At 45.9% G+C, this 22723-nt stretch carries 22 protein-coding genes; 5 read left to right on the top strand and 17 right to left on the bottom strand.

Features of this window, described 5'->3' with window-relative positions:
- Nucleotides 1–83: 83 nt before the first annotated feature.
- Nucleotides 84–185 (top strand): stressosome-associated protein Prli42, encoded by a 102-nt coding sequence (prli42, locus tag PIL01S_RS13625; protein ID WP_095290480.1) that lies wholly within the window; start codon nt 84–86, stop codon nt 183–185.
- Between the two features lie 25 nt (nt 186–210).
- Here the strand turns inward: prli42 and lipB are convergent, their stop codons facing one another.
- The 5 genes from lipB to lpdA form a co-directional block, all read right to left on the bottom strand.
- Nucleotides 211–918 carry a lipoyl(octanoyl) transferase LipB gene (gene lipB / locus PIL01S_RS13620; RefSeq protein ID WP_127537946.1) on the bottom strand — a complete coding sequence of 236 codons (708 nt, stop codon included), beginning with the start codon at nt 916–918 and terminating at the stop codon, nt 211–213.
- 117 nt (nt 919–1035) lie between these two features.
- Nucleotides 1036–2439 carry a dihydrolipoamide acetyltransferase family protein gene (locus PIL01S_RS13615; RefSeq protein WP_127537945.1) on the bottom strand — a complete coding sequence of 468 codons (1404 nt, stop codon included), beginning with the start codon at nt 2437–2439 and terminating at the stop codon, nt 1036–1038.
- Between the two features lie 72 nt (nt 2440–2511).
- Nucleotides 2512–3498 carry an alpha-ketoacid dehydrogenase subunit beta gene (locus tag PIL01S_RS13610; protein ID WP_095290475.1) on the bottom strand — a complete coding sequence of 329 codons (987 nt, stop codon included), beginning with the start codon at nt 3496–3498 and terminating at the stop codon, nt 2512–2514.
- Nucleotides 3499–3500: 2 nt separating this feature from the next.
- Nucleotides 3501–4529, bottom strand: coding sequence for a thiamine pyrophosphate-dependent dehydrogenase E1 component subunit alpha (locus PIL01S_RS13605; protein WP_095290473.1), 1029 nt, complete (start codon nt 4527–4529; stop codon nt 3501–3503).
- 140 nt (nt 4530–4669) lie between these two features.
- The gene (lpdA, locus tag PIL01S_RS13600) at nt 4670–6094 is read right to left on the bottom strand and encodes a dihydrolipoyl dehydrogenase (protein WP_127537944.1); all 1425 of its coding nucleotides are present in this window, start codon (nt 6092–6094) and stop codon (nt 4670–4672) included.
- Between the two features lie 230 nt (nt 6095–6324).
- Between lpdA and PIL01S_RS13595 the strand changes: the two genes are divergently transcribed.
- Complete coding sequence (locus PIL01S_RS13595; RefSeq protein ID WP_095290469.1) at nt 6325–6642, top strand: DUF2627 domain-containing protein; 318 nt, start codon at nt 6325–6327, stop codon at nt 6640–6642.
- A 155-nt stretch (nt 6643–6797) separates the two neighbouring features.
- Nucleotides 6798–7145 carry a potassium channel family protein gene (locus PIL01S_RS13590; protein ID WP_095359262.1) on the top strand — a complete coding sequence of 116 codons (348 nt, stop codon included), beginning with the start codon at nt 6798–6800 and terminating at the stop codon, nt 7143–7145.
- A gap of 8 nt (nt 7146–7153) precedes the next feature.
- Here PIL01S_RS13590 and PIL01S_RS13585 read toward each other — a convergent pair whose 3' ends face one another.
- Nucleotides 7154–7366 carry a hypothetical protein gene (locus tag PIL01S_RS13585; RefSeq protein ID WP_127537943.1) on the bottom strand — a complete coding sequence of 71 codons (213 nt, stop codon included), beginning with the start codon at nt 7364–7366 and terminating at the stop codon, nt 7154–7156.
- A gap of 178 nt (nt 7367–7544) precedes the next feature.
- Here PIL01S_RS13585 and PIL01S_RS13580 point away from each other — a divergent pair, with 178 nt between their 5' ends.
- On the top strand, nt 7545–8138 hold the full coding sequence (locus tag PIL01S_RS13580; RefSeq protein ID WP_095290464.1) for a thymidine kinase: 594 nt from the start codon (nt 7545–7547) through the stop codon (nt 8136–8138).
- A gap of 179 nt (nt 8139–8317) precedes the next feature.
- Here PIL01S_RS13580 and PIL01S_RS13575 read toward each other — a convergent pair whose 3' ends face one another.
- Together PIL01S_RS13575 and PIL01S_RS13570 are read right to left on the bottom strand one after the other, a co-directional pair.
- Entirely contained in the window at nt 8318–8794 is a 477-nt protein-coding gene (locus PIL01S_RS13575; protein WP_095290460.1) for a hypothetical protein, read from the bottom strand.
- 536 nt (nt 8795–9330) lie between these two features.
- Nucleotides 9331–9969, bottom strand: a complete 639-nt coding sequence (locus PIL01S_RS13570; RefSeq protein ID WP_246058238.1) for a hypothetical protein — start codon at nt 9967–9969, stop codon at nt 9331–9333.
- 200 nt (nt 9970–10169) lie between these two features.
- Here PIL01S_RS13570 and PIL01S_RS13565 point away from each other — a divergent pair, with 200 nt between their 5' ends.
- Nucleotides 10170–10943 carry a FlxA-like family protein gene (locus PIL01S_RS13565; protein WP_164764227.1) on the top strand — a complete coding sequence of 258 codons (774 nt, stop codon included), beginning with the start codon at nt 10170–10172 and terminating at the stop codon, nt 10941–10943.
- Between the two features lie 88 nt (nt 10944–11031).
- Here PIL01S_RS13565 and PIL01S_RS13560 read toward each other — a convergent pair whose 3' ends face one another.
- From PIL01S_RS13560 to dxs, 9 genes are all read right to left on the bottom strand, one after another.
- Entirely contained in the window at nt 11032–12069 is a 1038-nt protein-coding gene (locus PIL01S_RS13560) for an NAD(P)/FAD-dependent oxidoreductase (RefSeq protein WP_127537941.1), read from the bottom strand.
- Nucleotides 12070–12221: 152 nt separating this feature from the next.
- Nucleotides 12222–14198 (bottom strand): helix-turn-helix domain-containing protein, encoded by a 1977-nt coding sequence (locus PIL01S_RS13555; protein WP_127537940.1) that lies wholly within the window; start codon nt 14196–14198, stop codon nt 12222–12224.
- Between the two features lie 194 nt (nt 14199–14392).
- Nucleotides 14393–15211 carry a sporulation transcription factor Spo0A gene (spo0A, locus tag PIL01S_RS13550; protein WP_095290453.1) on the bottom strand — a complete coding sequence of 273 codons (819 nt, stop codon included), beginning with the start codon at nt 15209–15211 and terminating at the stop codon, nt 14393–14395.
- A gap of 192 nt (nt 15212–15403) precedes the next feature.
- Nucleotides 15404–16735 (bottom strand): SpoIVB peptidase, encoded by a 1332-nt coding sequence (gene spoIVB, locus PIL01S_RS13545; protein WP_127537939.1) that lies wholly within the window; start codon nt 16733–16735, stop codon nt 15404–15406.
- Between the two features lie 102 nt (nt 16736–16837).
- Nucleotides 16838–18574 carry a DNA repair protein RecN gene (gene recN / locus PIL01S_RS13540; RefSeq protein WP_127537938.1) on the bottom strand — a complete coding sequence of 579 codons (1737 nt, stop codon included), beginning with the start codon at nt 18572–18574 and terminating at the stop codon, nt 16838–16840.
- Nucleotides 18575–18627: 53 nt separating this feature from the next.
- Nucleotides 18628–19077 carry a transcriptional regulator AhrC/ArgR gene (gene ahrC, locus PIL01S_RS13535; RefSeq protein WP_095290448.1) on the bottom strand — a complete coding sequence of 150 codons (450 nt, stop codon included), beginning with the start codon at nt 19075–19077 and terminating at the stop codon, nt 18628–18630.
- A gap of 35 nt (nt 19078–19112) precedes the next feature.
- Complete coding sequence (locus tag PIL01S_RS13530; protein WP_127537937.1) at nt 19113–19598, bottom strand: hypothetical protein; 486 nt, start codon at nt 19596–19598, stop codon at nt 19113–19115.
- A gap of 85 nt (nt 19599–19683) precedes the next feature.
- Entirely contained in the window at nt 19684–20529 is an 846-nt protein-coding gene (locus PIL01S_RS13525) for a TlyA family RNA methyltransferase (protein WP_127537936.1), read from the bottom strand.
- 54 nt (nt 20530–20583) lie between these two features.
- Nucleotides 20584–22491, bottom strand: a complete 1908-nt coding sequence (dxs, locus tag PIL01S_RS13520) for a 1-deoxy-D-xylulose-5-phosphate synthase (protein ID WP_127537935.1) — start codon at nt 22489–22491, stop codon at nt 20584–20586.
- Nucleotides 22492–22723: the final 232 nt, after the last annotated feature.

Genomic DNA, 22723 nt, shown 5'->3' with positions numbered 1-22723 from the left:
GACTTTCCTCCCTCTCATGGATACGGTACAATACAATTAATATGCTTGTTTATTTTTCATTTGTTGAAAGGAGTTCTCTCTTCATGCAAAAAAAGAAATGGTTCAAAATCGTGATCTATCTCATGCTGATTGCCATGATCGGGTCTACCCTTTTCATCGCTCTTGAACCTCTACTATTTGGATAGAATTTGAAGCCCTTGACTGTCTGAACTAGAGACGGACAATGGCTTCTTTTTCGGTTCTCCAAGTCATCTCATATGGAAAAACACGTCCGAAATAGGGGACAATCTGCTGGGCAACTTGCTCCACGGTGTAGGTTCTGCCGGTGATGTCCTCGAGAGAGGTTACGCCGTACTGCTCTATGCCACAAGGGATAATCCCCTGAAATCCTTCATCCTGAATACCTGAAGTAATATTAAAAGCAAAACCATGACTCGTCACGAATCCTCGCCGATGTTTACAACGGTTGAACTTTACCCCGATGGCAGCGATCTTCATATCTCCGATCCATACTCCGGTGTATGCCTCTTTCCGGCCTGCCTCAATTCCCTCATCTGCCAGGTAATCAATGATGACCTGCTCCAGGTTGCGCAAATACCCATGTAAATCAAGAGCTTCATCACGGCCGAGAACGAGCAGCGGATAACCAACAAGCTGGCCTGGACCATGATATGTAATATCACCGCCACGATCAATTTGAAACAAGGTAATCCCCTTTGCCTCGAGCTCCTCCTTGCTGAGAAGCAGATGCTCCGGATGATTCTGAGATCCGATTGTATACGTGGGAGGATGCTGCAGCAGAAGCATCTGCTCGATTCCCTCACCTTCGTCCAGCTGCTGTACAATTGCTTTTTGGCGGTTCCAAGCCTGTTCATAATCAAGCATCGGTATGTATGTCACATCCAGCGGCTTGTTCATGATTTCCCCACACCCTTCCGCTTCATTGTCCAAACCATATTTGATCGTTTAACCGCAGACAGTGGGAAAAGTGCACGGCCTTTGGCACATACACTTTCCCTTGACAACTCTATTTCATTAATACACCTTTGTTTCCATATTATAACCCTCAAGGTTTTCCTTGACCCGCTGCAAGAACCTGCCGCAGATGACACCATCCAGTATCCGATGATCCAGAGACAGACACAGGTTGGCCATCGAACGAACGGCAATCATGTCATTAATGACTACAGGCTTCTTCACGATCGACTCAAACGTGAGAATTGCCGCTTGTGGATAGTTAATAATCGGTTGCGAAAGAATTGAACCAAACGAACCGGTATTATTGACCGTAAACGTACCACCTTGCATATGATCCAGCTTCAGGGTACCTTCACGGGTTTTGCGTGCCAAATCATCGATTTCCCGGGCCAAACCTGCGATATTACGCTGATCCGCATGCTTGATCACAGGTGTCAGTACAGAGTCTTCCGTACCTACCGCCATGGACAAGTTAATATCCCGTTTAACGATAATTTTGTCGACAGCCCAAACCGAGTTCATGATCGGGTAATCCTTAATCGCATTTACAACACCCTTCATCATGAAGGAGAGGTACGTCAGATTAATGCCTTCTTTACGCTTGAACTCATCCTTGAGCTTATTGCGCAGCATGACCAGGTTGGTAACATCCACTTCAATCATGGTCCATGCGTGAGGGATCTCCGATACGCTCTGACGCATGTTCCGGGCAATGGCATTACGCACAGGAGTAACATCGATAAAATATTCCGATCTTCCCTGGCCGCCACCTTCTACTTCAATCTGCGGGATTTTCGGAGATTCCGTCAAATGAATCCCTGAATGTCTCACGGGAACGCCAGCATCCGGCGCAGAAACCGCTTCTCTTGCGGAGATTCCCGTTTCTGCACCGCTTTTGTTCAAACCGCTAAACGGTGAAGCAGATGGACTAGCTGCAGAGGAAGGTTGTGCTGACGGTATACTTGTTTGGCCACCTTGAGCGATAACAGCAAGCACATCCTTGCGTGTGATGCGTCCGCCTGCTCCTGTTCCTTGAATGGCCTGCAAGTTGAGACCATGTTCTGCTGCAAGTGACTGTACCGCAGGAGAGTAGCGATTACGCATAGGCTGATTGGGATCATGACCTGCTGGAGTCACTGATCCTTGCTGTGCATTGTTCTGCTGGGATACTTGAGTCACTTGCTCTGCAACTTGCTCATCATCTGCAGCTGCTACCTGCATCCGGCAGATGGCTTCGCCAACAGCAATCGTCGTACCTTCTTCCACCAGAAGGTCGCCCATGATTCCATCAACTGTCGATGGAATCTCTGCATTGACCTTATCGGTGATTACTTCACAGATTGGCTCGTATTGTTCAACCCGGTCGCCCGGTTTTTTTAACCATTTTCCAATGGTAGCCGAGACCAGCGATTCTGCCAGCTGCGGCATAATGACCTCGATCCATTTCATACGTTCAGCCATTTGTTATATCACTCCAAACTTTGCTTTTAACCTTTTTTTCGAATAGATTGTCGAAACTTATGACCAACCGAATTAATACTCCGCAAGGGTGCGCATGGCTTCCTTCGCTTTATCCTTGCTAAGCATGTAGAATTTCTCCAGCGTCGGGCTAATTGGCATTGCCGGTACGTCCGGTCCGCAAAGACGCTGAATAGGTGCATCCAGATCGAACAGGCACTCTTCGCTGATAATAGCCGCAACTTCGGCACCAACACCACCTGTTTTGTTGTCCTCATGAACAATGAGCACCTTGCCTGTCTGACGAGCGGAAGCAATGATCGCTTCACGGTCAAGCGGCTGCAGTGTACGCAGATCCAGAACGTGGGAAGTAATCCCTTCTTCTCGTTCCAGTTCTTCCGCAGCCTGCATTACAAAATGCAGCGGCTGGCTGTACCCGATAACCGTGATATCCGCACCTTCGCGAAGCACATTTGCTTTGCCGATCGGAACGATGTAATCATCCTCTGGTACGTCTTCTTTAATCAGCTTGTAACACTTCTTATTTTCGAAGAACAGTACCGGATCCGGGTCGCGGACGGCAGCTTTGAGCAAACCTTTGGCGTCGTATGCCGAGTAAGGAGCGATGATTTTCAAACCAGGTGTACCAAAGAAAATGGATTCCGGACATTGTGAATGATACAATCCTCCGAAGATCCCTCCGCCAATCGGCGCACGGATAACAATCGGACAGCTCCAGTCATTGTTGGAACGATAGCGGATTTTGGCCGCTTCACTAATGATCTGATTGGTTGCCGGCAGCATAAAGTCTGAATATTGCATCTCCGCAATTGGCTTCATGCCATACATAGCCGCCCCAATGGCTACCCCTGCAATGGCCGATTCGGACAAAGGTGTATCCATCACACGCATCTCGCCGAATTGCTCTTGCAAGCCTTTGGTTGTGGTAAACACGCCGCCTTTGACACCGACGTCTTCACCCAGTACAAAGACATTCTCGTCTCGCTCCATCTCTTCTTTCATCGCAAGACGGATCGCATCGATATATTCCATAACCGCCATGATTACCGTCCCCCTTCTTCGCTGTCCGCGTAAACGTGCGTCAGAGTATCCTCAGGTTTCGGATATGGCGCGTTGTCTGCATATTCAGTCGCTTCTTTCATTTCCAGCGCGAGCTGGGAAGCCAGATCCGCATCCCGGGCTTCGTCCCAGATGCCACAATCAATCAAATAATTTTTCATCCGAAGAACGCCGTCCTTCTTCCAATTCTCGTCAACCTCTTCCTTGGTCCGGTAAGCCAGATCATTGTCGGAAGTGGAGTGAGGAGATAAACGGTACATCATGGCTTCAATCAGGGTAGGGCCTTCACCGGCAATGGCACGGCGGCGCGCTTCTTTGACGGCAGCATATACTTCAAGCGCATCATTGCCGTCAACCCGTAATCCAGGGAAGCCGTACCCCAGTGCGCGATCCGATATCTTGCCGCTAAGCTGCTTATGGACCGGAACCGAGATGGCGTACTGGTTGTTCTCACACATAATAATGACAGGCAGCTTGTGAACTCCAGCGAAGTTAGCTCCTTCGTGGAAGTCTCCCTGGTTACTTGAGCCTTCACCAAACGTAACAAATGAAACAAATTCTTTTTTCTGCATTTTTGCTGCCAGTGCAAAACCTACGGCATGAGGTACTTGAGTAGTAACCGGGCTTGAGCCCGTAACAATTCGCAGCTTTTTATGACCAAAATGCCCTGGCATCTGACGGCCGCCGCTATTCGGATCTTCCGCCTTGGCAAATGCAGAGAGCATCAGCTCGCGAGGCGTCATGCCTACCGCCAATACGAAGCCGTAATCGCGGTAATAAGGTAAGTAATAATCGTGATCCCGGTCCAGTCCAAAAGCAGCACCCACTTGCGCAGCTTCCTGACCTACACCGGATACGTGAAAGTTAATTTTGCCGGCCCGCTGCAAGAGCAAGCAACGTTCATCAAACTTGCGTGCAAGCAGCATGTATTTGTACATGTCCAATACTTCTCCATCGCTAAGTCCCAGCTGTTCATGGCGGTGGACCGCATCTGCAGTACCTTGTGAACTCATATGAGGTACCTCCTTTTAATCAGAGCCTGTGCCCGTCTTACAACCCGATCTTATAACCTGGTACTAAGACTTGGCTTAACCTTATTATAATCCCTTTTGCCCAAAAAAGGAAAGGACCTTTCTTATAAGCCTGTTCAGACTTACATTCCAATGGCCTTTCCGTCTACGGCCAACATCGCTTCACCCATAATTTCGGACAGGGAAGGATGGGGATGGATCGTCTGGCCTACTTCCCAAGGCGTCGCGTCCAGCATTTGTGCCAGTGAAGCCTCTGCAATCAGTTCCGTCACATGGGTACCAATCATATGTACACCCAATATATCATTCGTCTTGGCATCGGCGATTACCTTCACAAAACCATCCCGGTTTCCATGAACGAGCGATTTACCATTCGCCTGAAATGGAAACTTGCCGGTCTTGACATCGAAGCCGCGCTCTTTTGCTTCACGTTCCGTAAACCCTATGCTTGCAGCTTCAGGACGAGTGTACACACACCGCGGAATACGATGGGATTCGACGGCATGAACGGTTTCACCTGCCAGATGATTCACGGCCAGAATGCCTTCATGACTCGCTGCATGCGCAAGCTGTAATCCGCCAATAACATCTCCAATGGCGTAAATATGCCCTTCACCGGTCTGCAGATGTTTATTTACCGCGATGAATCCACGATCCAGTTTGATATCCGTGTTTTCGAGTCCGATATTTTCAACATTAGCCTGCCGCCCGACGGATATCAGCATTTTGTCCGCACTGAGCGTCTCCTGCTGATCGTCATTAATCTGAACATCAATTCGAACGCCCTCTTGACCAGCCTCATAAGATTCTGGCATGATTTTAGCCTTTGTCAGGAAGCGTACTCCGCGTTTGCCGAGCAACCGCTGCATCTCCCTTGCCACGTCCTCGTCTTCTGCGGGTAATACATGATCGGCAGCCTCAACAACCGTAATGTCCACCCCGAAGTCATTCAGCATGGATGCCCATTCCAGCCCAATCACGCCACCACCCACGATGATGATTGATGTTGGCAGTTCATCCATTCGCAGAGCTTCGTCACTGCTCATGATATACCGGCCATCCGGTTCAAGTCCCGGAAGTACACGCGGACGTGACCCGGTTGCGATAATGAGATTGGTCGGCACAACCGTATCCATCTCTCCATCTTCAAACTCTACAGCTACGGCTCCGCTCTGCGGCGAGAAAATGGATGGTCCGATGACACGGCCTTTGGCCTGTACGACCTGAATCTTATTTTTTTTCATCAAATATTGGACGCCCTGATGAAGCTGTTCTACAATGGCATCCTTACGGGCCTGTACTTTGGGAAAAACAAGGGTTGCTCCAGCTGTCTCAATTCCATACGATTCGCTCTCTTGAATCTCTGCGTATACTTCTGCACTTCTCAGCAGCGCCTTGCTGGGAATACATCCGCGATGCAGGCAGGTGCCCCCAAGCTTGTCCTTCTCGATAATGACGACCTGTTTGCCCAACTGGGCAGCACGAATCGCGGCAACGTAACCTCCGGTTCCTCCTCCGAGAATGGCAACATCACATGTAATTGGCATCTTTTATGTTCTCCTCTATCAATATGATTTCGTTATGAATGGAACGATGTTGATGATGATGAAAAGCCTTTTGCAGAACTTTACTATATTCCATTGTACTCCCCTTGGGCAGTCAACTCAAAGTTTGTCCTAACACATGGACAGCGTGCACAAACCAAGCTATGATGGAATCAGGCATGACCTGTAAGCGCAACCTTTATTTTACGTCGACATTTGGCAGAAGGGGTTAAATGGTGATGAATACTAGACTGGTCTTTGCACGGTTTTTGGCGATTTTGGTCTTGGTTATTCCTGGACTAATGGCCATGAAAGGTTTTTTGATGATGAAAGACGCCCTTTTCCTATATTATGCTGAGCACGGGAATGATCAGATCTCACCAGGATTCCAGTGGCTTTCCTTTGGAGGCGGGCTTCTCCTGTTTGCTGCAGGCATGAGTTTCTTGGGGGGCTGGATTTTGTTCCGTGACCGTAAACGCAATTATGTGGGTCCCCGTTTCCGTTCCAAAAACACAACCGAACAGGCAGAGACACCCGGCAAGCTTTCATAAGTCCGGGCTTTTTGCTGTTCTCCCCAGCTTTATCATTCAATCAGGATCAGGTATAATGCTTATTTATTCACATGGATATCTCAGCATCATCCCGCACGTAACTAGAAGAAAATGATGCGAATGATCGACATCAAAAAAAGACAGGATGGTTTAACATGATATCGTTTCTCATGACGCTGCAAAGGTTGCTCAAGGGCATTTTCCACGCGTTCAAGGACCCCAAGTTTCTCGCACTCTTTATCTTGACTGCAGCAACACTGCTGTCAGGAACGTTGTTCTATACTCGTGTGGAAGGGCTGCACTGGATCGATGCGCTTTATTTCTGTGCCGTGACTCTGACGACGGTGGGGCATCCTGAATTTGTGCCTACCACCGGTTTCAGCAAAGCATTTACCGTGATCTACATGTATGCCGGCATTGGCCTTACCTTTGCCATGATTGCCAGAATTACAGCAGGTATTCTATTTCCTCGCAAATTGCAGACAGAAGAGAACCCGGAGTGATCTCCGGGTTATTCGTATAATGCATCCCTCAGCTTTGTTGACATCCGGGACTCTTTGGAAGAAGACTTCAGAATGGTTCTGCGCAGGGTTAAATTGCTGGCCTGCAGCCGCTCTATTTCCGCAAACAGATCGGCAATCAGTGCCTGCGCGCCTTCATGAAGGACAGCCTGTCCCTTTAATTCCTCATACCGCTGCTGCATTTCATTTATCGCTTCATTCACTTGTAAAACACCTCTTTTCCAATACTACAGCTTCACAACTGCCGTTACCAACAGTGTAATAATCCATATAGTAACACAAAGCAGCTTGGATTAGTTCTAGCTCTGAACGGAGATTTTGTGGTACTCTGTAATGGTCGCTTTTTTTGTTGAATCCGTATGTGAGAGGAGTAGCAGCACCGTGCAAACAGGACGTATTACCGTAATTACTGGACCCATGTTCAGTGAAAAATCCGGTGAACTCATTCGCCGTTGTCAGAAATTGATTCAATTTGGCCGTAAAAAGGTCGTTGCTTACAAACCAGCCGAAGATGATCGGTTTGCTCAGGACGAGATTGTCAGCCGAATCGGATATCGCCTTCCCGCCCATTCCATCCCCCGGCAATTAACTCCGGAATCCGTGGAGATGATTCTTGCCCAGACCAAAGATGCTGATGTGGTTGCTTTTGATGAAGTGCAATTTTTCAGCAGTGCCATTATGGACCTCGTCTCCGAGCTTGCCTATTGCGGCAAACACGTGATTGTAGATGGTCTTAATATGGATTATCGAGGCAAGGAATTCGGATATATTGGGGGCCTGCTCGCCATGGCAGATGACATTGAGAAACTCTCCGCATTCTGTGCGGTTTGCGGAAGCCCTGATGCTGCCTTCACTCAACGTATTGTGAATGGAGAGCCAGTCACTCTTGGTCCGGTTGTCATGATTGGCGATTCGGAAGCCTACGAACCACGCTGCCGCTGCTGTTTCATTCCTCCTCACAAAGTAGAATGCTAGTTCAGCTTTTATTATATATTCGGCAGGTTCTCTGAGACAGAACTCTGAGTCAGACCTGCCTGTTCTTAAAAAGCCCTGAAGGGCTTTTTTTGCTCAACCACTGCATTCGCTCTACCCGGTTCAACATTCATTACAAAAAAGCACCGCTTCAAAGCGGTGCTCTAATTCGTAGTCTCCCACTAGTCGCGGGAAACAAAATATTTGTTGGTCATGTAGTATGCGTCACCGCGGGACGTTTCCACCATTCCTTTTTTGGCGTCCAGAAATACAATCTCTTTACACTTCGTACAATACCATTTGGTTCGCTTATACGGAGATTCCGTTACATATGCCGTACCGCATTTGCAATCAATTTTCATCAATAGCTCGGTTGATTTATATGCACTGGACAAGCGTTCCAGATTATCCTGCTGCTGTGTGGGCATGATGGTCTGTTGATAATCGGATAAATGATTTTGAACTTTGAAATCTGCCACGAGGCCTGCATTCAATCCAAAGAACTCTTTCCCAATCTCGGTCACGAAGCGCTTCTCATTTCTGTAGCAATCCAGCCACTCAACAATCTGCTTATTAGACAGTGGAACCGTACCCTTGATACCGCTGTTTAAGGTGTAGGTCATGATGTATAAAGTATCGTCTTGTCTACCTGAGTACATTAGAATCCTCCTTCGAATACATTTGCTAATGTACTACAAAAATGCTCATAAATCAAAGCAATGTTATTTCCTGAGCATGATTCTTCCTATTAAATGGGGTACATTCCACGTTCATCCGCCAACAGCTTACAGGAACTGCATACACCTGCAACATTTCCCTGAGGCGCTGCATAATAAACTACTGATTCAACTTTTTTGTTGCAAATGGAGCAGTAGTGCCTCCTTTCTTTTTTAGGTGTGTAGTCCGATAGCTTCACTACGTTTTGTTTGCGTCTGAATCCGTGTAAGAAGCCCAGCCATTTCATCTCACTCTCACTCTTTCTCTAGACTAAATTGCAGCCATTCTTCATCGTTCTCCGGTCAAATTGAACTTGCCGGTATTATGTATACAATTCCCAGTTGTGCACGTCTATCTCATAATCTATTCGACGTTTTAGAGCCTTTTCCTGTCTTTATTCAGTATACATATCAAAAAAAACCGACAAAAGCTATCCTCCCTATGGAGGGCCAAGGACAGCCATGTCAGTATTGAATCTTTATTTATAAAAGGTACCCAATACTTCCAAAGCAGGTGAACGCTCAATTCGGAACGGATAGATGTACCCTTGATTAAACCGGGTAAACTTTCTGCTCCACAGATCCAGCCCCGAGGTAAATTGATAGGCCTGATATACAAATTTGGAGCAATAATTTCGTTCAATGCTTCGCAAATTGGTCTGCAATCGATAAAACTTAACCTGCTTGTAGTGATCGTGCACCCACTCGGCCGCACGCTGCCCAGCCTGGTTTAAACGTGAACGAAATACAATGAAACGATCTCCTTCATAGAACCTGGTAAGATACCACTCCAGGGAATCGGCGAACACGGGTCCATAAGGATGAACATGATACACTTTGCCGTCCAGCCCAATAATCCCCATATGTCCTGCATAATAGGTCGATTCCGAACTTGGCGTGTAAACGATATCTCCCGGTTCCAGCTTCATTTGCCTCAGTTCTGCGACAGGAAGATCCTGCTGCAGCCGTTTGGCTGCGGATCGCTCACGCCTACTCTCAACCAGTAATCGATGCAAAGCACCGGCAACAGCAAGATAAATGGCTGCGTATTTGATTCGTTTCTTTCCTTTGGTAACCCTGAGGACAGAGGAAATGAAACTCCGAAACATTTTAGACATACCCCACCCCGTATTCTCCACTCTGTCAGATTTATTCGTCTATTTTCATATTATAGTTTTCACTTCGGAACTGATCAAACTGCCATACATCTTAGCTGCTGCAGGTTTCAGTGTCTCTTAACAGAATAACCCAAAATTCCGATATTATAATAAGTATGATAAAAAAATCATGCGACTATCACACCCAGGAGGAATATCCTATGTTATCCGTTTCATCATCGAACAGAAGCACCGGAACCAATCAGAGCAGCAGTAATACAGCTACCAAAACGGACAAGATCATCCAGGACTTAATGAAACAAAAAGCAAGACTAAGCGAAGAAATGCAAACGGTGAGATCCAATGAAAAGCTGGATACAAAAACGAAAATGCAGCGCATTCAAACCCTGAACTCCAGTATCCAGGAAATTGACGCTCAAATTGCTCAAATTAAAGCAGAAGAGATTCAGGAAAAGACACGTCAAAAAGAGAATGAAAAGCCCAAGAGTTCTGAATCTCAACCTGAAGATACGGTCTCACTCGGTTCTGTAATCAAGAATAGCAATACATACGATCAATTGGGAAAGCTGGTTGGATCCCGTGAGAAAATGCAAGGTTCAATCAACACGCTTGAGGGCGGCGTTCGATTTGATCGTACCTTATTAGATAGTAATCCTCATGCAGATAACGGCAAATCGGTAATGCTTGAAAATGCAGAGCATACCGTTTTTCAGATGAAACGAGAAATGGTTCAGGAAGTTAAATCCCACATTAGAAGTACGGATAAGAAAATTGGGGAATTACTCAAAGATATAAACGAAACAGCTCCACGCAATGAACCGACTGCTGAGAAAACTTCTACAGAAGAGGTGAAAGCGGAAAAGGAAAATAAAGACGATATACTTTCGGATAACAACGATGTTATGGACAACAAACAACATTCCAATTCTTCGACAATGTTAAACCCCAATACATCGATTGACATTTTAGCTTAATAAATTTAGACACACAAAAAATAAACCACAACCCTAATACCTGGTATTCAGTCAAGGTAATTAAGGTTATGGTTTTTTGATTTGGTATTTATTCTTCTACAACACCGAGAGCTTTGTTTTTCTCTTTGAATCGGCTGTTATGAGAAGATACATAGGCTACTTTTTCTGCCTCAGGATCCATGTATAGTTTGGCACTGTTGACTGCTAGGGCAGCATCCGTGAATGTTCCTGCAATAAGATATAGCTTGCTGCCATAATCCACAAAGTCGCCTGCCGCGAATACACCCGGAATATTGGTTTGAAGCTTCTCTGTTGTGGTTACATGCCACTCTCCAAGATCCAATCCCCAGTCCCGAATGGGGCCAAAGTCACTCTTCATGCCGTGATTAACGATAATTGCATCGACTTCCAGCAGTTCACTTTCACCTGTTTCCACGTGGGATATCGTGACTTGTTCAATTACTTCGCCACTAACACTGTGTAGCGTATTCACTGCATAGGGTGTACGAACATCCACCGAGGATTCTCTCATACGAATTACATTTCGCTCCAGTCCTCCGAAGTGATCGCGTCGATGTACAACCGTGACTTGTTCTGCCAGAGCTTCAAGCTCGTTGGCCCAGTCGACTGCAGAATCGCCTCCCCCAGAGATAAGGACACGTTTGCCCCGGAAAGGTTCCAATTCCTGCACCGTGTAGTGCAGATTCGTTACCTCGTAACGGTCAGCTCCCTCAAGTTCCAGCTTCGCCATTTTGTATATTCCATAACCAATGGCCATAATCACTGTTCGTGTCCAATGTTTCTCACCTGTAGCAGAAGTCAAAATAATGGTACCGTCAGGTTGACGTTCAAAACCTTCAATTTGCTGTTCAAACACAATCGTAGGTTCAAATGTTCTCGCCTGTTCTTCCAACTGCTTAATCAGATTTGCGCATAAAATCGGTGTTACACCACCCACGTCCCAGATCATCTTCTCCGGATAAAAGAGCATGCGTCCGCCGAGTCTGTCCCGTGCTTCAATCAATTTGGTTTTCATATCCCGCATACCGCTATAAAAGGCAGAGTACATCCCCGCGGGACCTCCGCCGATAATGGTTACATCATATAGTTCCAACTGCTGATCCATATTAAGGTTACCTCCGTTAATTCGATCCATAACATCGAGTATTTGATATCGATTCTCATTATCACTTAATCCCTAGTTTAATGGGAATCTTATCAAAATACAATGGATAAAAACAAAACAATTTTCTCAAAACAAAGATGATCCAATAAGGGTCATTTTGTTTTTACTGTATCCAATAAATGTTCCACAACATAATCGAGCTGTTTGTTGATGGAATATACATCCGAATAATAGAAGAAATCAAAGTCAATTTCAATTAAACGTCCTTCTTTTACCGCGGGTACACTGCTCCAAACCGGATTATCAGACAGATCGTCTGCTCCTTCATATACAGATCGGAACACGTACTCCCCCAAATACTCGGGGAGAACTTCCATGGATACAGTTGAACCTGCAGCTGCGGTTACTGTATCTATTTTTTGCTGAACAGCTTTTGGCGCTTTCATGCCCAAGTACTCATAAATCACCTGAGAACCCCGTCCATATTGCTTGCTTTCCGCAACGGACATCTCTTTCAGACCACCTTCGACGATGGAAACCGTTTTGTCCAGTATGCCTGCATCAGCAAGTTTTTTCTTGCCTGCTTCAACTTTACTATTTAGTTCCGCAATTAGCTTCTCGGCTTCCTGCTCTTTCCCAAAAATATTTGCGATATCCCGAAGTCTTTCTTCTGTGGTCATTTTCTCGTATGGAATGTAAATCGTAGGTGCAATATCTTTTAATAACGTATATGTTGCTTCCGATGGTACAATAATCAGATCAGGATCCAGATCAATGACAGCCTCCGCATTTGGTTCAAACCAGCTCCCCAGTGAATTTACCCCGTCAAGCTCACTTTTGTACGCCGCTCCATCGAATACTTCCGAAGTGCCGATCGGTTTCACCCCAAGAGCAACAACATCTCCCTGAAGATAAAGCACCACGACACGTTTGGGATTTGCAGGTACAACCACATCTCCCTTCACCGTTGAGATCGTACGCGTTTCGTTATCCTGATTCGTCTGTGCACTTGCATCCGTGGTGGTTGAGGCTGCAGTGTTGGTGTTCGAACTGCTACCCGTTGCTTCGCTAGCAGTCGGCGCTGCTGTTGATCCTGCCCCGCAGGCGGATAACATCATGGTCAAACTTAATATGGCAATGAATATCATGCTGGAGCTAGCTTTTCTTTTTTTCATTGGTGTAGACCCTCCGTTAATATATTGATAATGATTATCATAATCAATATATCTTTGGTTCCGTCTACTGCCAATGGACAATTCAGAGACATCTAATGGACGATCCTCTATTATCCTTTGTTCTCTAACTTTTTGCTGATAACGGATAGGCGGCATCCCTACATGTTTTTTAAATAGGCGGCTAAAATAATATACATCGGAGTAACCGACCTCTGCTGCAATGTCCCTCAAGGTAGTGTCCGAATAACCCAGCAATTTTTTCGCTTCTGTCAGCCGTAACTGGATCAAATAATCGATCGGGCTAGAACCTGTCTTCCGTTTAAACTGCATGGACAGATGACGTGAGCTGTAATTGAAATGATGTGCCAACGTATCAAGGGTCATGTGCTCCCTATAATGGGTTTGTATGTACTGAAGCACCTGTTTCACTGGATCTGGACGTGCTGTACGTATTTCCTGCTCTGCCAGTTGAGACATAAGTTCGTGGACAAATTGATAAAATAGGCTTTTGAGCTGAAGCTGATCCAGATGGCTTGCGTGAATCCATGCCTTTTCCATTTCATTTAGATAACGCAGCAATAAAAGAGGTTTGTCCGGCATAAATGTATATTGAAGCGCAAATGGTGTAACCGAAGCCTGTTCTAAGCGCCATACGTACCTCGGTTTCGGAAAGGCAAGAAATGCTCTGTAAAACAGCATAATATATTCGAACTCATCCTCGGCTTCGATATCAAGTCTTGACCCCTTAGTTACATGTAGCAAGTTAAATTCCGTCGTCACCTGCTTTTGTCCATCCATTTCAACGAGAGCATTTCCCCTCAAACTGTACATAAAACTGTTCGCAGGGAGATAATAGGCTTGAATTCGCTCTCCTGCTTCCAGAACAACCCGGCGAACATCCAGAATTTTGACCGCAGCCTGATTCCAAAGTTGTATCTGATCATTTGATTGCATGAATCTCTCCCCAATCTTACCTTCCAAATCAAGCTTCTAATTATCCCCTATTATAAATGATAATAATTTTCATTATCAATAATAAATTAGGAAACAAAAAATAATGCCGCAATCTATAGGGCGCTAATCGACCCGTAAATCGCGGCATTTAGTATACTGTTGCTTTCATAATTACCTAACTACTCCCGGTCCTTTCAAGACACCTTATGCTCGATTCTCAGCTTGTCGGCAACCATCGCGATGAACTCGGAGTTCGTCGGTTTCGACTTGCTGATGTTGATCGTGTAACCAAACAGGTGGCTGATGCTGTCGATGTTTCCGCGTGTCCATGCCACTTCAATCGCATGGCGGATAGCACGTTCAACGCGGGACGGCGTTGTTTTGAATTTCTCGGCAATCGCAGGGTACAGCGTTTTGGTAATTGCACCCAAAATTTCGATATTGTTATATACCATGGTGATGGCTTCACGTAAATACTGATATCCTTTAATATGCGCAGGAACGCCGATTTCATGTATGATGGACGTGATGCTGGCATCCAAATTTTTGTGTTTGCCCATTGGCACTACATTAGATTTGTTGGTCATAAACATGGATGAACCACTGTTCGTGCTTGAAGAGACGGTTGTCTGGGATCCTACAAGCTGGCGAACTCGGTTAGCGAGCACTTCCATGTCAAAAGGTTTGAGGATGTAATAAGAAGCACCGAGCTGCACGGCACGCTGTGTGATGTTCTCTTGACCGAATGCCGTAAGCATGATCACTTTCGGTTGTGGATTCAGGTTCAGGTTGCGCAGACGCTCCAATACACCCAGCCCATCCAGATGAGGCATAATAATATCCAGAATCAATACATCCGGCACATCACGGCTTTGCTCCAACAACTGCAGTACTTCTTCCCCGTTGTAGGCAATTCCGGTAACTTCCATATCTTCCTGTTCGGATATATATTCGGCAAGCAAATTCGTAAATTCACGATTATCATCAGCCAGCAATACCTCAATTTTTTGCAAAACGGTATCCTCCTTTGGTTTAACCACTGTTTCGTACATTTCCTTACAGGTTAAATTTTCGACACAGGCGAGGAAATTCCTTCTGTCGAAAATTATTTTTCTTTATTTTTTTTTCGCATTGCTATATAATAAATAATTTATTTCATTATGTGATAATTATCTTTTCCATTCGACAAAAAATCTTAAGGCGGTTTACCCAGCCTTAAGATTTTTTGCTTTTTCCTTTTTGATCATCACGCCGGCATCCTGTAACATCCACTCGATGAAACACCCGTAACCTGATTTAGGGTCATTAACAAACACATGTGTCACAGCGCCAATGAGCTTGCCATTCTGAATGATTGGGCTGCCGCTCATTCCCTGAACGATCCCACCCGTTTTATCAAGCAGCTTAGGATCTGTAATGCGAAGCACAAGACCTTTGGTTGCAGGCTCCGATTGATCAGCCACATGGACAATATCGATGGCGAAACGTTCAACCTGCTGACCATCGACAACAGTCAAAATTTCTGCCGGTCCTTCCTTCACTTCATGTGAGAAAGCGACAGGAATTCCCTTGGTGTATAAACTGTGATCAGGATTGTCAGACATCTTACCAAATATGCCAAAAGCCGTATTACGCTCAATATTGCCTAATATTTTGCTTTCTTTAAGAAAATGTGCACGTTTTTCACCCGGATCTCCGGATTCACTTTTGGATATAGATGTTACATTCGACTGGACAATCTGTCCACTGCCTACAACAATGGATGTTTGAGTATTCATATCCGTAATCACATGCCCCAAAGCTCCATACACGCCTTGGTCTGGTGCATAGAACGTTAGCGTTCCTACGCCAGCGGCTGAATCACGAATGTACAACCCAAGCCTCCAGGCCTGATCTTCGGCATCATATGCTGGTGTGAGTCGTGTTTTAACGGTTTCCTTCCCACGTTGCAATACCACATCGATCCCTTTTTTACTTTTTCCCGCTTGCTCTACAGCTTCAGCAACGCCTGCAACGCCATCCAGACGTTTGCCATTCATATGGGTTATCAAATCCCCAAGTTTAATGCCTGCTGTTTCTCCTGGAGAGACTCTTTGGTCTCCTTCAGCACGGACCAAGTGATGACCTACAACCAAAATCCCAGCGGACTTTACTTTTACGCCAATGGTTTGCCCCCCGGGTACAACTCGCAAATCCGGAATCACGTTCACATTAACCGTTTTGACCGGAATTTTGCCCCACAGCTTCAAGGTTAATTTCGCTTGCCCTGTCTGCTGAGGATGAAGATGCAATGGTTGCTGCTTCGTGACATGCACTGCTTGCTCCTGTCCATCTAAACCAACAATATCCGGTCGGTCTACAACGGCGCTGGAAGAAGCCGGTACAGCGAGTCGTACATCTGCTTGCCTGCCTGCAAATACCTGTAATTCGTCAGGTAAGGAGGCATAACTCTGCACAGGCTGAATGGCCTGGCTGATTACACATAGAAAGAAGGCAAATAAAAGACCTAGCAATTTCTTCCTGAGGGGGGAATTCAATGGCTGTCACACTCCCTTTGCTTCTTTCGCTTGACGAAAGGTGGTCGCCAATTGCGTACCTATAAGATAACCTTGCCCCCAGGCTTTTATTACTGTCAATCATTACGCCGGTCGCTCGTTTCCTCCTTTTTTGGCTTCCGCCAAATTCAGCATTTCCTGTGCATGATGCAATGTTTTTTCTGTAATTTCAACACCGCCGAGCATACGTGCCAATTCCTTCACTCTGCCCTCGTTTGACAGCGATTCCACCTGCGTCATTGTACGGCCATCAACGACATGTTTTTCAATGAGGTACTGGTGATCTGCCATACAGGCGACTTGTGGCAAGTGTGTAATCGAAAATACTTGACAGGTAGAGGATAAACGGAACAGTTTCTCTGCAATGGATTGTGCCGCCCGTCCGCTAACCCCTGTGTCAACCTCGTCAAATATGAGGACTGGAATTCGATCGTGACGCGCAAAAATACTCTTCATGGCAAGCATCATTCGGGATAACTCACCACCTGATGCAATTTTCCCTAGTGGACGCAGCGGTTCGCCCGGATTCGGCGAGATGAGAAATTCCGCATTGTCCGCTCCATGACGACTCAGCCGGAGCCTGCGCCCGTTCCATTCAATCCCCTTCGGATCTTCTGATGGTGTTATTTGTACACGAAGCGTTGTACGCTCCATTTGAAGATCCTTCAGTTCACTCTCCACCTGAGCGGCGAGTTCATCGGCACACTGCTTGCGTACCCGGCTCAGATCCTCTGCAGAATCCATCACCAGAACCAGGAGCTTGTCACGCTCAGCACGCAGTTTCTCCAGGCGCTCGTCCTTGTTTTCCAGCTGGTCTGTTTCATGGCTAATCTGTTCATAGTAATTCAAAATAAGGTCAACACTGTCCCCGTATTTCCGTCTTAGACCAGAAATCAAGTTTAAGCGCTGCTCAACCTCCTCCAGTCGACCGGGGTTAAACTCGATCTTCTCACGGTAATCCCTTAACTGGAATGTCGCATCCTCTAATTGATAAAAGGCCGACTGCAGCTGTTCTACGATAGGCTGCAGTCCTTTGCTATCGTAACCAGAGATATCTTCTATCCGGGAGAGGGCAATGCTTACTGCCTCGAGTCCGCGCTGACCACTAAGCAGATCATATGCACCGGCAACGCTGTCCATCATTTTCTCACTATGGGATAGCTTGACCCGTTCCTCACCAAGTAATTCATCTTCACCACTTGTTAACCCGGCAGCAGCAATCTCCTCCAGTTGAAAACGATACATGTCCAGCAGCTGATATGCACGCTGACTTGACTCCTGAAGGGCACGCAGTTCTTTCTCAGCAGTAATGAACCGGCTGTACCTTTCCTGATATTCCGACTTTACTGGACCGATGACAGCTGCTCCGTAGGTATCCAATAAGCCCAGATGGCTTTCAGCACGCAGCAAACTTTGGTGCTCATGCTGACCATGAATATTAATCAATTTCTCTCCCACTTCTCGCAGCATCGTCAGATTCACCAACTGCCCATTGATGCGGGAAGTGCTCTTACCCTGTGTATTAAGCTCCCGTCTAATAACGAGGTGTTCTTCAGGTTCACAATGAATCCCAAGCTTCTCCAGTGTTTCCCACACCGGATGACCCTGTTCCATCTCGAACAGAGCTTCCATCTCCGCTTTGTCACAACCGTAACGGATCAGATCGGCCGAACTCCGACCACCTGCGATCAAACCGAGCGCATCAATAATGATTGATTTACCTGCACCTGTTTCCCCTGATAACACATGAAATCCTGCGTGAAATACTACATCCACTTCTTCTACAACAGCCAGATTACGAATCGATAATGTAACTAGCATCGGCCAAAGCACCTCCGGATGACAAACTCAGCAATTATGTTTAAAATCGGATTTTAAGAAATGTAACCCATAATTCGATCGATAACCGTCACGCTATTATCTTCAGTACGGCAAATAATGAGAATCGTATCGTCACCACAGATTGTACCCATAACTTCAGTCCATTCAATATTGTCCAGCAAGGCCGCAATGGAGTTTGCCGTTCCTGGCAGACATTTCATTACAACCAGATTATTGGTATGGTCGATATGGAGAAAGTTATCCACTAATGCCCGTTTCAACTTCTGGATTGGATTATAACGTTGGTCTGTTGGCAGTGAGTACTTGTAACGACCATCATCCATTGGAATTTTGATCAATAGCAATTCTTTAATATCACGGGATACCGTGGCCTGTGTCACCTGAAAACCGGCTTGACGCAGCGCTTCAACCAGATCATCCTGGGTTTCTATTTCATTCTGACTAATAATTTCACGTATCTTAATGTGTCGTTGTCCTTTCATACATGCCTCCAGTTTAAATAGTTACCATTGATTCCCTAGCTCAGATCATCCCCATCGTATACATCTTCCTCATAATCCATCAAACGGATGATCTTAACACTGGATTCTTCCGTATCCACGTACAATATACCTTCACAACCTGGATACAACAATAAATAGTACAAAAAGCGATCCCGTATTGCAGGACCTGTGAATTCCACCGGCTGTCTACGCCTTGACGTCTTGACCAAATATCTGATCTCATCACGCTCGGCAACATAATCAACAAACAGCCGACTATAAAAAACGGATTCATTGACCTCAAAGGCGAGCGGTATCTTCATTTTGCCTCCGATGACTTCATACCCCTCTGCTTCAAGCAGATCAACAACCGGGGAATGCGGTATGTCGGAATTCAGCTGCATGCCTGACAAACTTACCGGTACCGGTCGATTCAGCCAATTACGCAAACCGTAAAAGAGCCATATGATTAAAATGACAGCAAGTACACCAATAACGATTGTGTCGGATTGCCCATTCATCATCGTTCACCTCGAAGACTTATTCGAGGTCCGGCAGTCGATCTCCTGTTAATAGGATCACCTTTCCAGCGAAAAGAAACCCATCCTATGATGAGTTTCCCGTAAAAGTATGAGCGGCTTCCATAGCGACTTGCTGGGCAAGTGCATCGAGTGAAGCCAGATCCTTCTCTTGTTGTGATGCATCCGGTTCTTCCAGACGCCAATGAGCGAGAAATTCGATATTGCCCTCTCCACCGGTAATAGGCGAGAAGGTTAAGCCACGAAGATTTAAACCAAGTTCATTCGCGAAGTGAAGCATGGTTTCCAGTACTTCCTTGTGTACTTTTGGATCCCGAACAACACCAGACTTACCTACCTTCTCACGTCCTGCCTCAAATTGAGGCTTGATCAATGCTACAATATCTGCCGGCTGCTTCAGAAGAGCAAGCAAGGGCGGCAGTATAATACGAAGCGATATGAAGGATACATCAATGCTGGCAAAGTTCGGCTCAGGTCCAATTAAATCCTCAGGCGTCACATAACGAAAATTGGTTCTTTCCATCACGGTAACCCGGTCATCATTGCGTAACGACCAGTCCAGCTGGTTGTAACCTACATCAATGGCATATACATGCGATGCACCATGTTGTAAAGCACAATCCGTAAATCCACCTGTTGAGGAACCAATATCAAGCATGACCAGACCGTTCATGTCAAGACCGAAGTGTTTAATCGCTTTTTCAAGCTTCAATCCACCCCGCCCCACATAGGGATGCACCGAGCCTTTAACCTTTAGTTCAGCTTCCCGTGGTATTTTCATGCCTGCCTTTTCAATTCGTTCATTGTTGGCATACACCAGTCCAGCCATGATTGCCGCTTTTGCCTTCTCACGACTTTCATAATAACCCTGCTCGACCAGCAGAACATCAATTCGTTCTTTCGGGAGTGACATGTCTTTCTCCTATCATATAGTTAATTCATTTATTTAGGTATAGCATTCCATTTATCAAGAAGGAAAGCGAGTTCTGGACATGCCATAAGAGGTTTGAGCTGCCAAACTACGCAGCTGCACACATACGTTATCTACCGTAAGCCCAACTTCAGCCCGTTGTTCATTGATGCTGCCATGTTCAATGAAGCGATCCGGAATCCCCATAAGGTCAACATGTACATCATGCAGACCCTGTTCAGCATAGAACTCAAGCACTGCGCTGCCCATACTGCCTGCTCGAGAAGCTTCTTCAAGCACAATCAGTTTGGTACCACGAATCGCGAGATCACGAAGCATTTGCTCATCCAGTGGCTTGAGGAAACGTGCATTGATCACTCCGGCTGTAATGCCTTCCTTTTTCACGGTTTCAGCTGCTTCTTCAGCAACTTGAACCATGGAACCCGAAGCGATGATGGCATAACCTTCAGATGGTCGCAGCTGTTCCCAAGTACCGATTGGAATCGGTACGAGCTGCTCATCCATTGGAACGCCTACCACATTGTTTCGAGGATACCGGTAAGCAATAGGTCCTTCATTATAATCAAGTGCCGTTTTCATCATGTGACGCAGTTCATTCTCATCCTTTGGCATCATAAGTACAATGTTAGGAATGTGTCTCATAAACGCCACATCATACACGCCTTGATGCGTCTCTCCATCAGGCCCAACAAATCCGGCACGGTCAATGGCAAAGATCACATTGGCATTATGACGGCAGATATCATGCACGATCTGATCATAAGCCCGCTGCATAAACGTAGAATATACGGCAAAGACAGGCTTCAGGCCTTCCATGGCCAGTGCAGCACACATGGTTGCCGCATGCTGCTCAGCAATCCCTACATCAATCATGCGGTCCGGAAATTCCTTGCTAAATGGAATAAGCCCCGATCCTGTCGGCATAGCAGGCGTTACAGCAACAATACGATGGTCTTCTTTCGCAAGTTCAACGAGTGTCTGACCGAATATTTCGGTGTACATTGGTTTGCCAACTGCCTTGAGCACCTGACCGGATTCTATTTTATAAGGAGAGATACCATGCCATTTGTGTGAATCTGCCTCAGCTGGCTGGTATCCCTTGCCCTTGGTTGTGAGAACATGAACGAGAACCGGTCCCTCCACGTTATCCGCTTGTTTGAACGTCTCAATTAATTTGGGAATGTCATGTCCATCGATGGGTCCCAAATAAGTGAAGCCGAGTTCTTCAAACAAAACACCCGGAACCATCATATATTTGACGCTATCCTTAATCCAGCTTGCCGATTTGGCCAAACGGTCTCCAATGGCAGGAATCTTTTTGAGCATTCCTTCCACATCATCCTTGGCTTTTAGATAATGGCGATCGGAACGGATTTTGCTTAAATATTTATGCATCGCCCCAACATTGGGTGCAATGGACATTTCATTATCATTCAGAATGACCATCAGTTTTTTCTGCTCATGACCAATATGATTAAGTGCCTCAAAGGCCATACCACCTGTAAGAGCTCCATCACCAATCATGGCAATAACCTGATTATCTTCACCCTTCAAATCACGTGCAAGTGCCATACCCATGGCCGCAGACAAGGATGTACTGCTGTGTCCAGCCTCCCATACATCATGCTCGCTCTCATTTCGCTTGACAAACCCGCACAATCCATTGTGCTGACGCAATGTATCAAAACGGTCCATGCGTCCAGTAAGAATTTTATGCACATACGCTTGATGCCCTACATCGTAAATCATTTTGTCTACCGGACTGTTATAACAGTAGTGCAGGGCTACCGTGAGCTCAACCACGCCTAAATTCGGTGCCAGATGCCCCCCCGTTACGGACAATTTCTCAATCAGAAATTGCCGAATCTCTGCGGATAATAAAACAAGATCATCCGGAGACATCGATTTTAGATCACTGGGTTGTTTAATTTGTGGAAGCAGCACGAGAATCTCCCCGCTTTCCTAGATTGTTTGATTAATTGGATAACACTTTTCAAACTGAATTTTATTAAATAACATTAAATCATTATAACATAAAAGAACAGGAATCATAATTTACGGCTTCATACTCCAGATTGCGAGCTTTTTCGCCAGCAAGATAAGTGAATTGAACCATTATTATGTATCCGTTATGTCAAATGTAATCACCGTGCAAAAAGCACATTAACATTATTAC

Source organism: Paenibacillus illinoisensis NBRC 15959 (assembly GCF_004000925.1).
In the GTDB taxonomy this organism is placed as follows: Bacteria; Bacillota; Bacilli; order Paenibacillales; family Paenibacillaceae; genus Paenibacillus; species Paenibacillus illinoisensis.
Note: the sequence above shows the minus strand (reverse complement) of the source record. Positions and strands in the feature narration are given on the sequence as shown.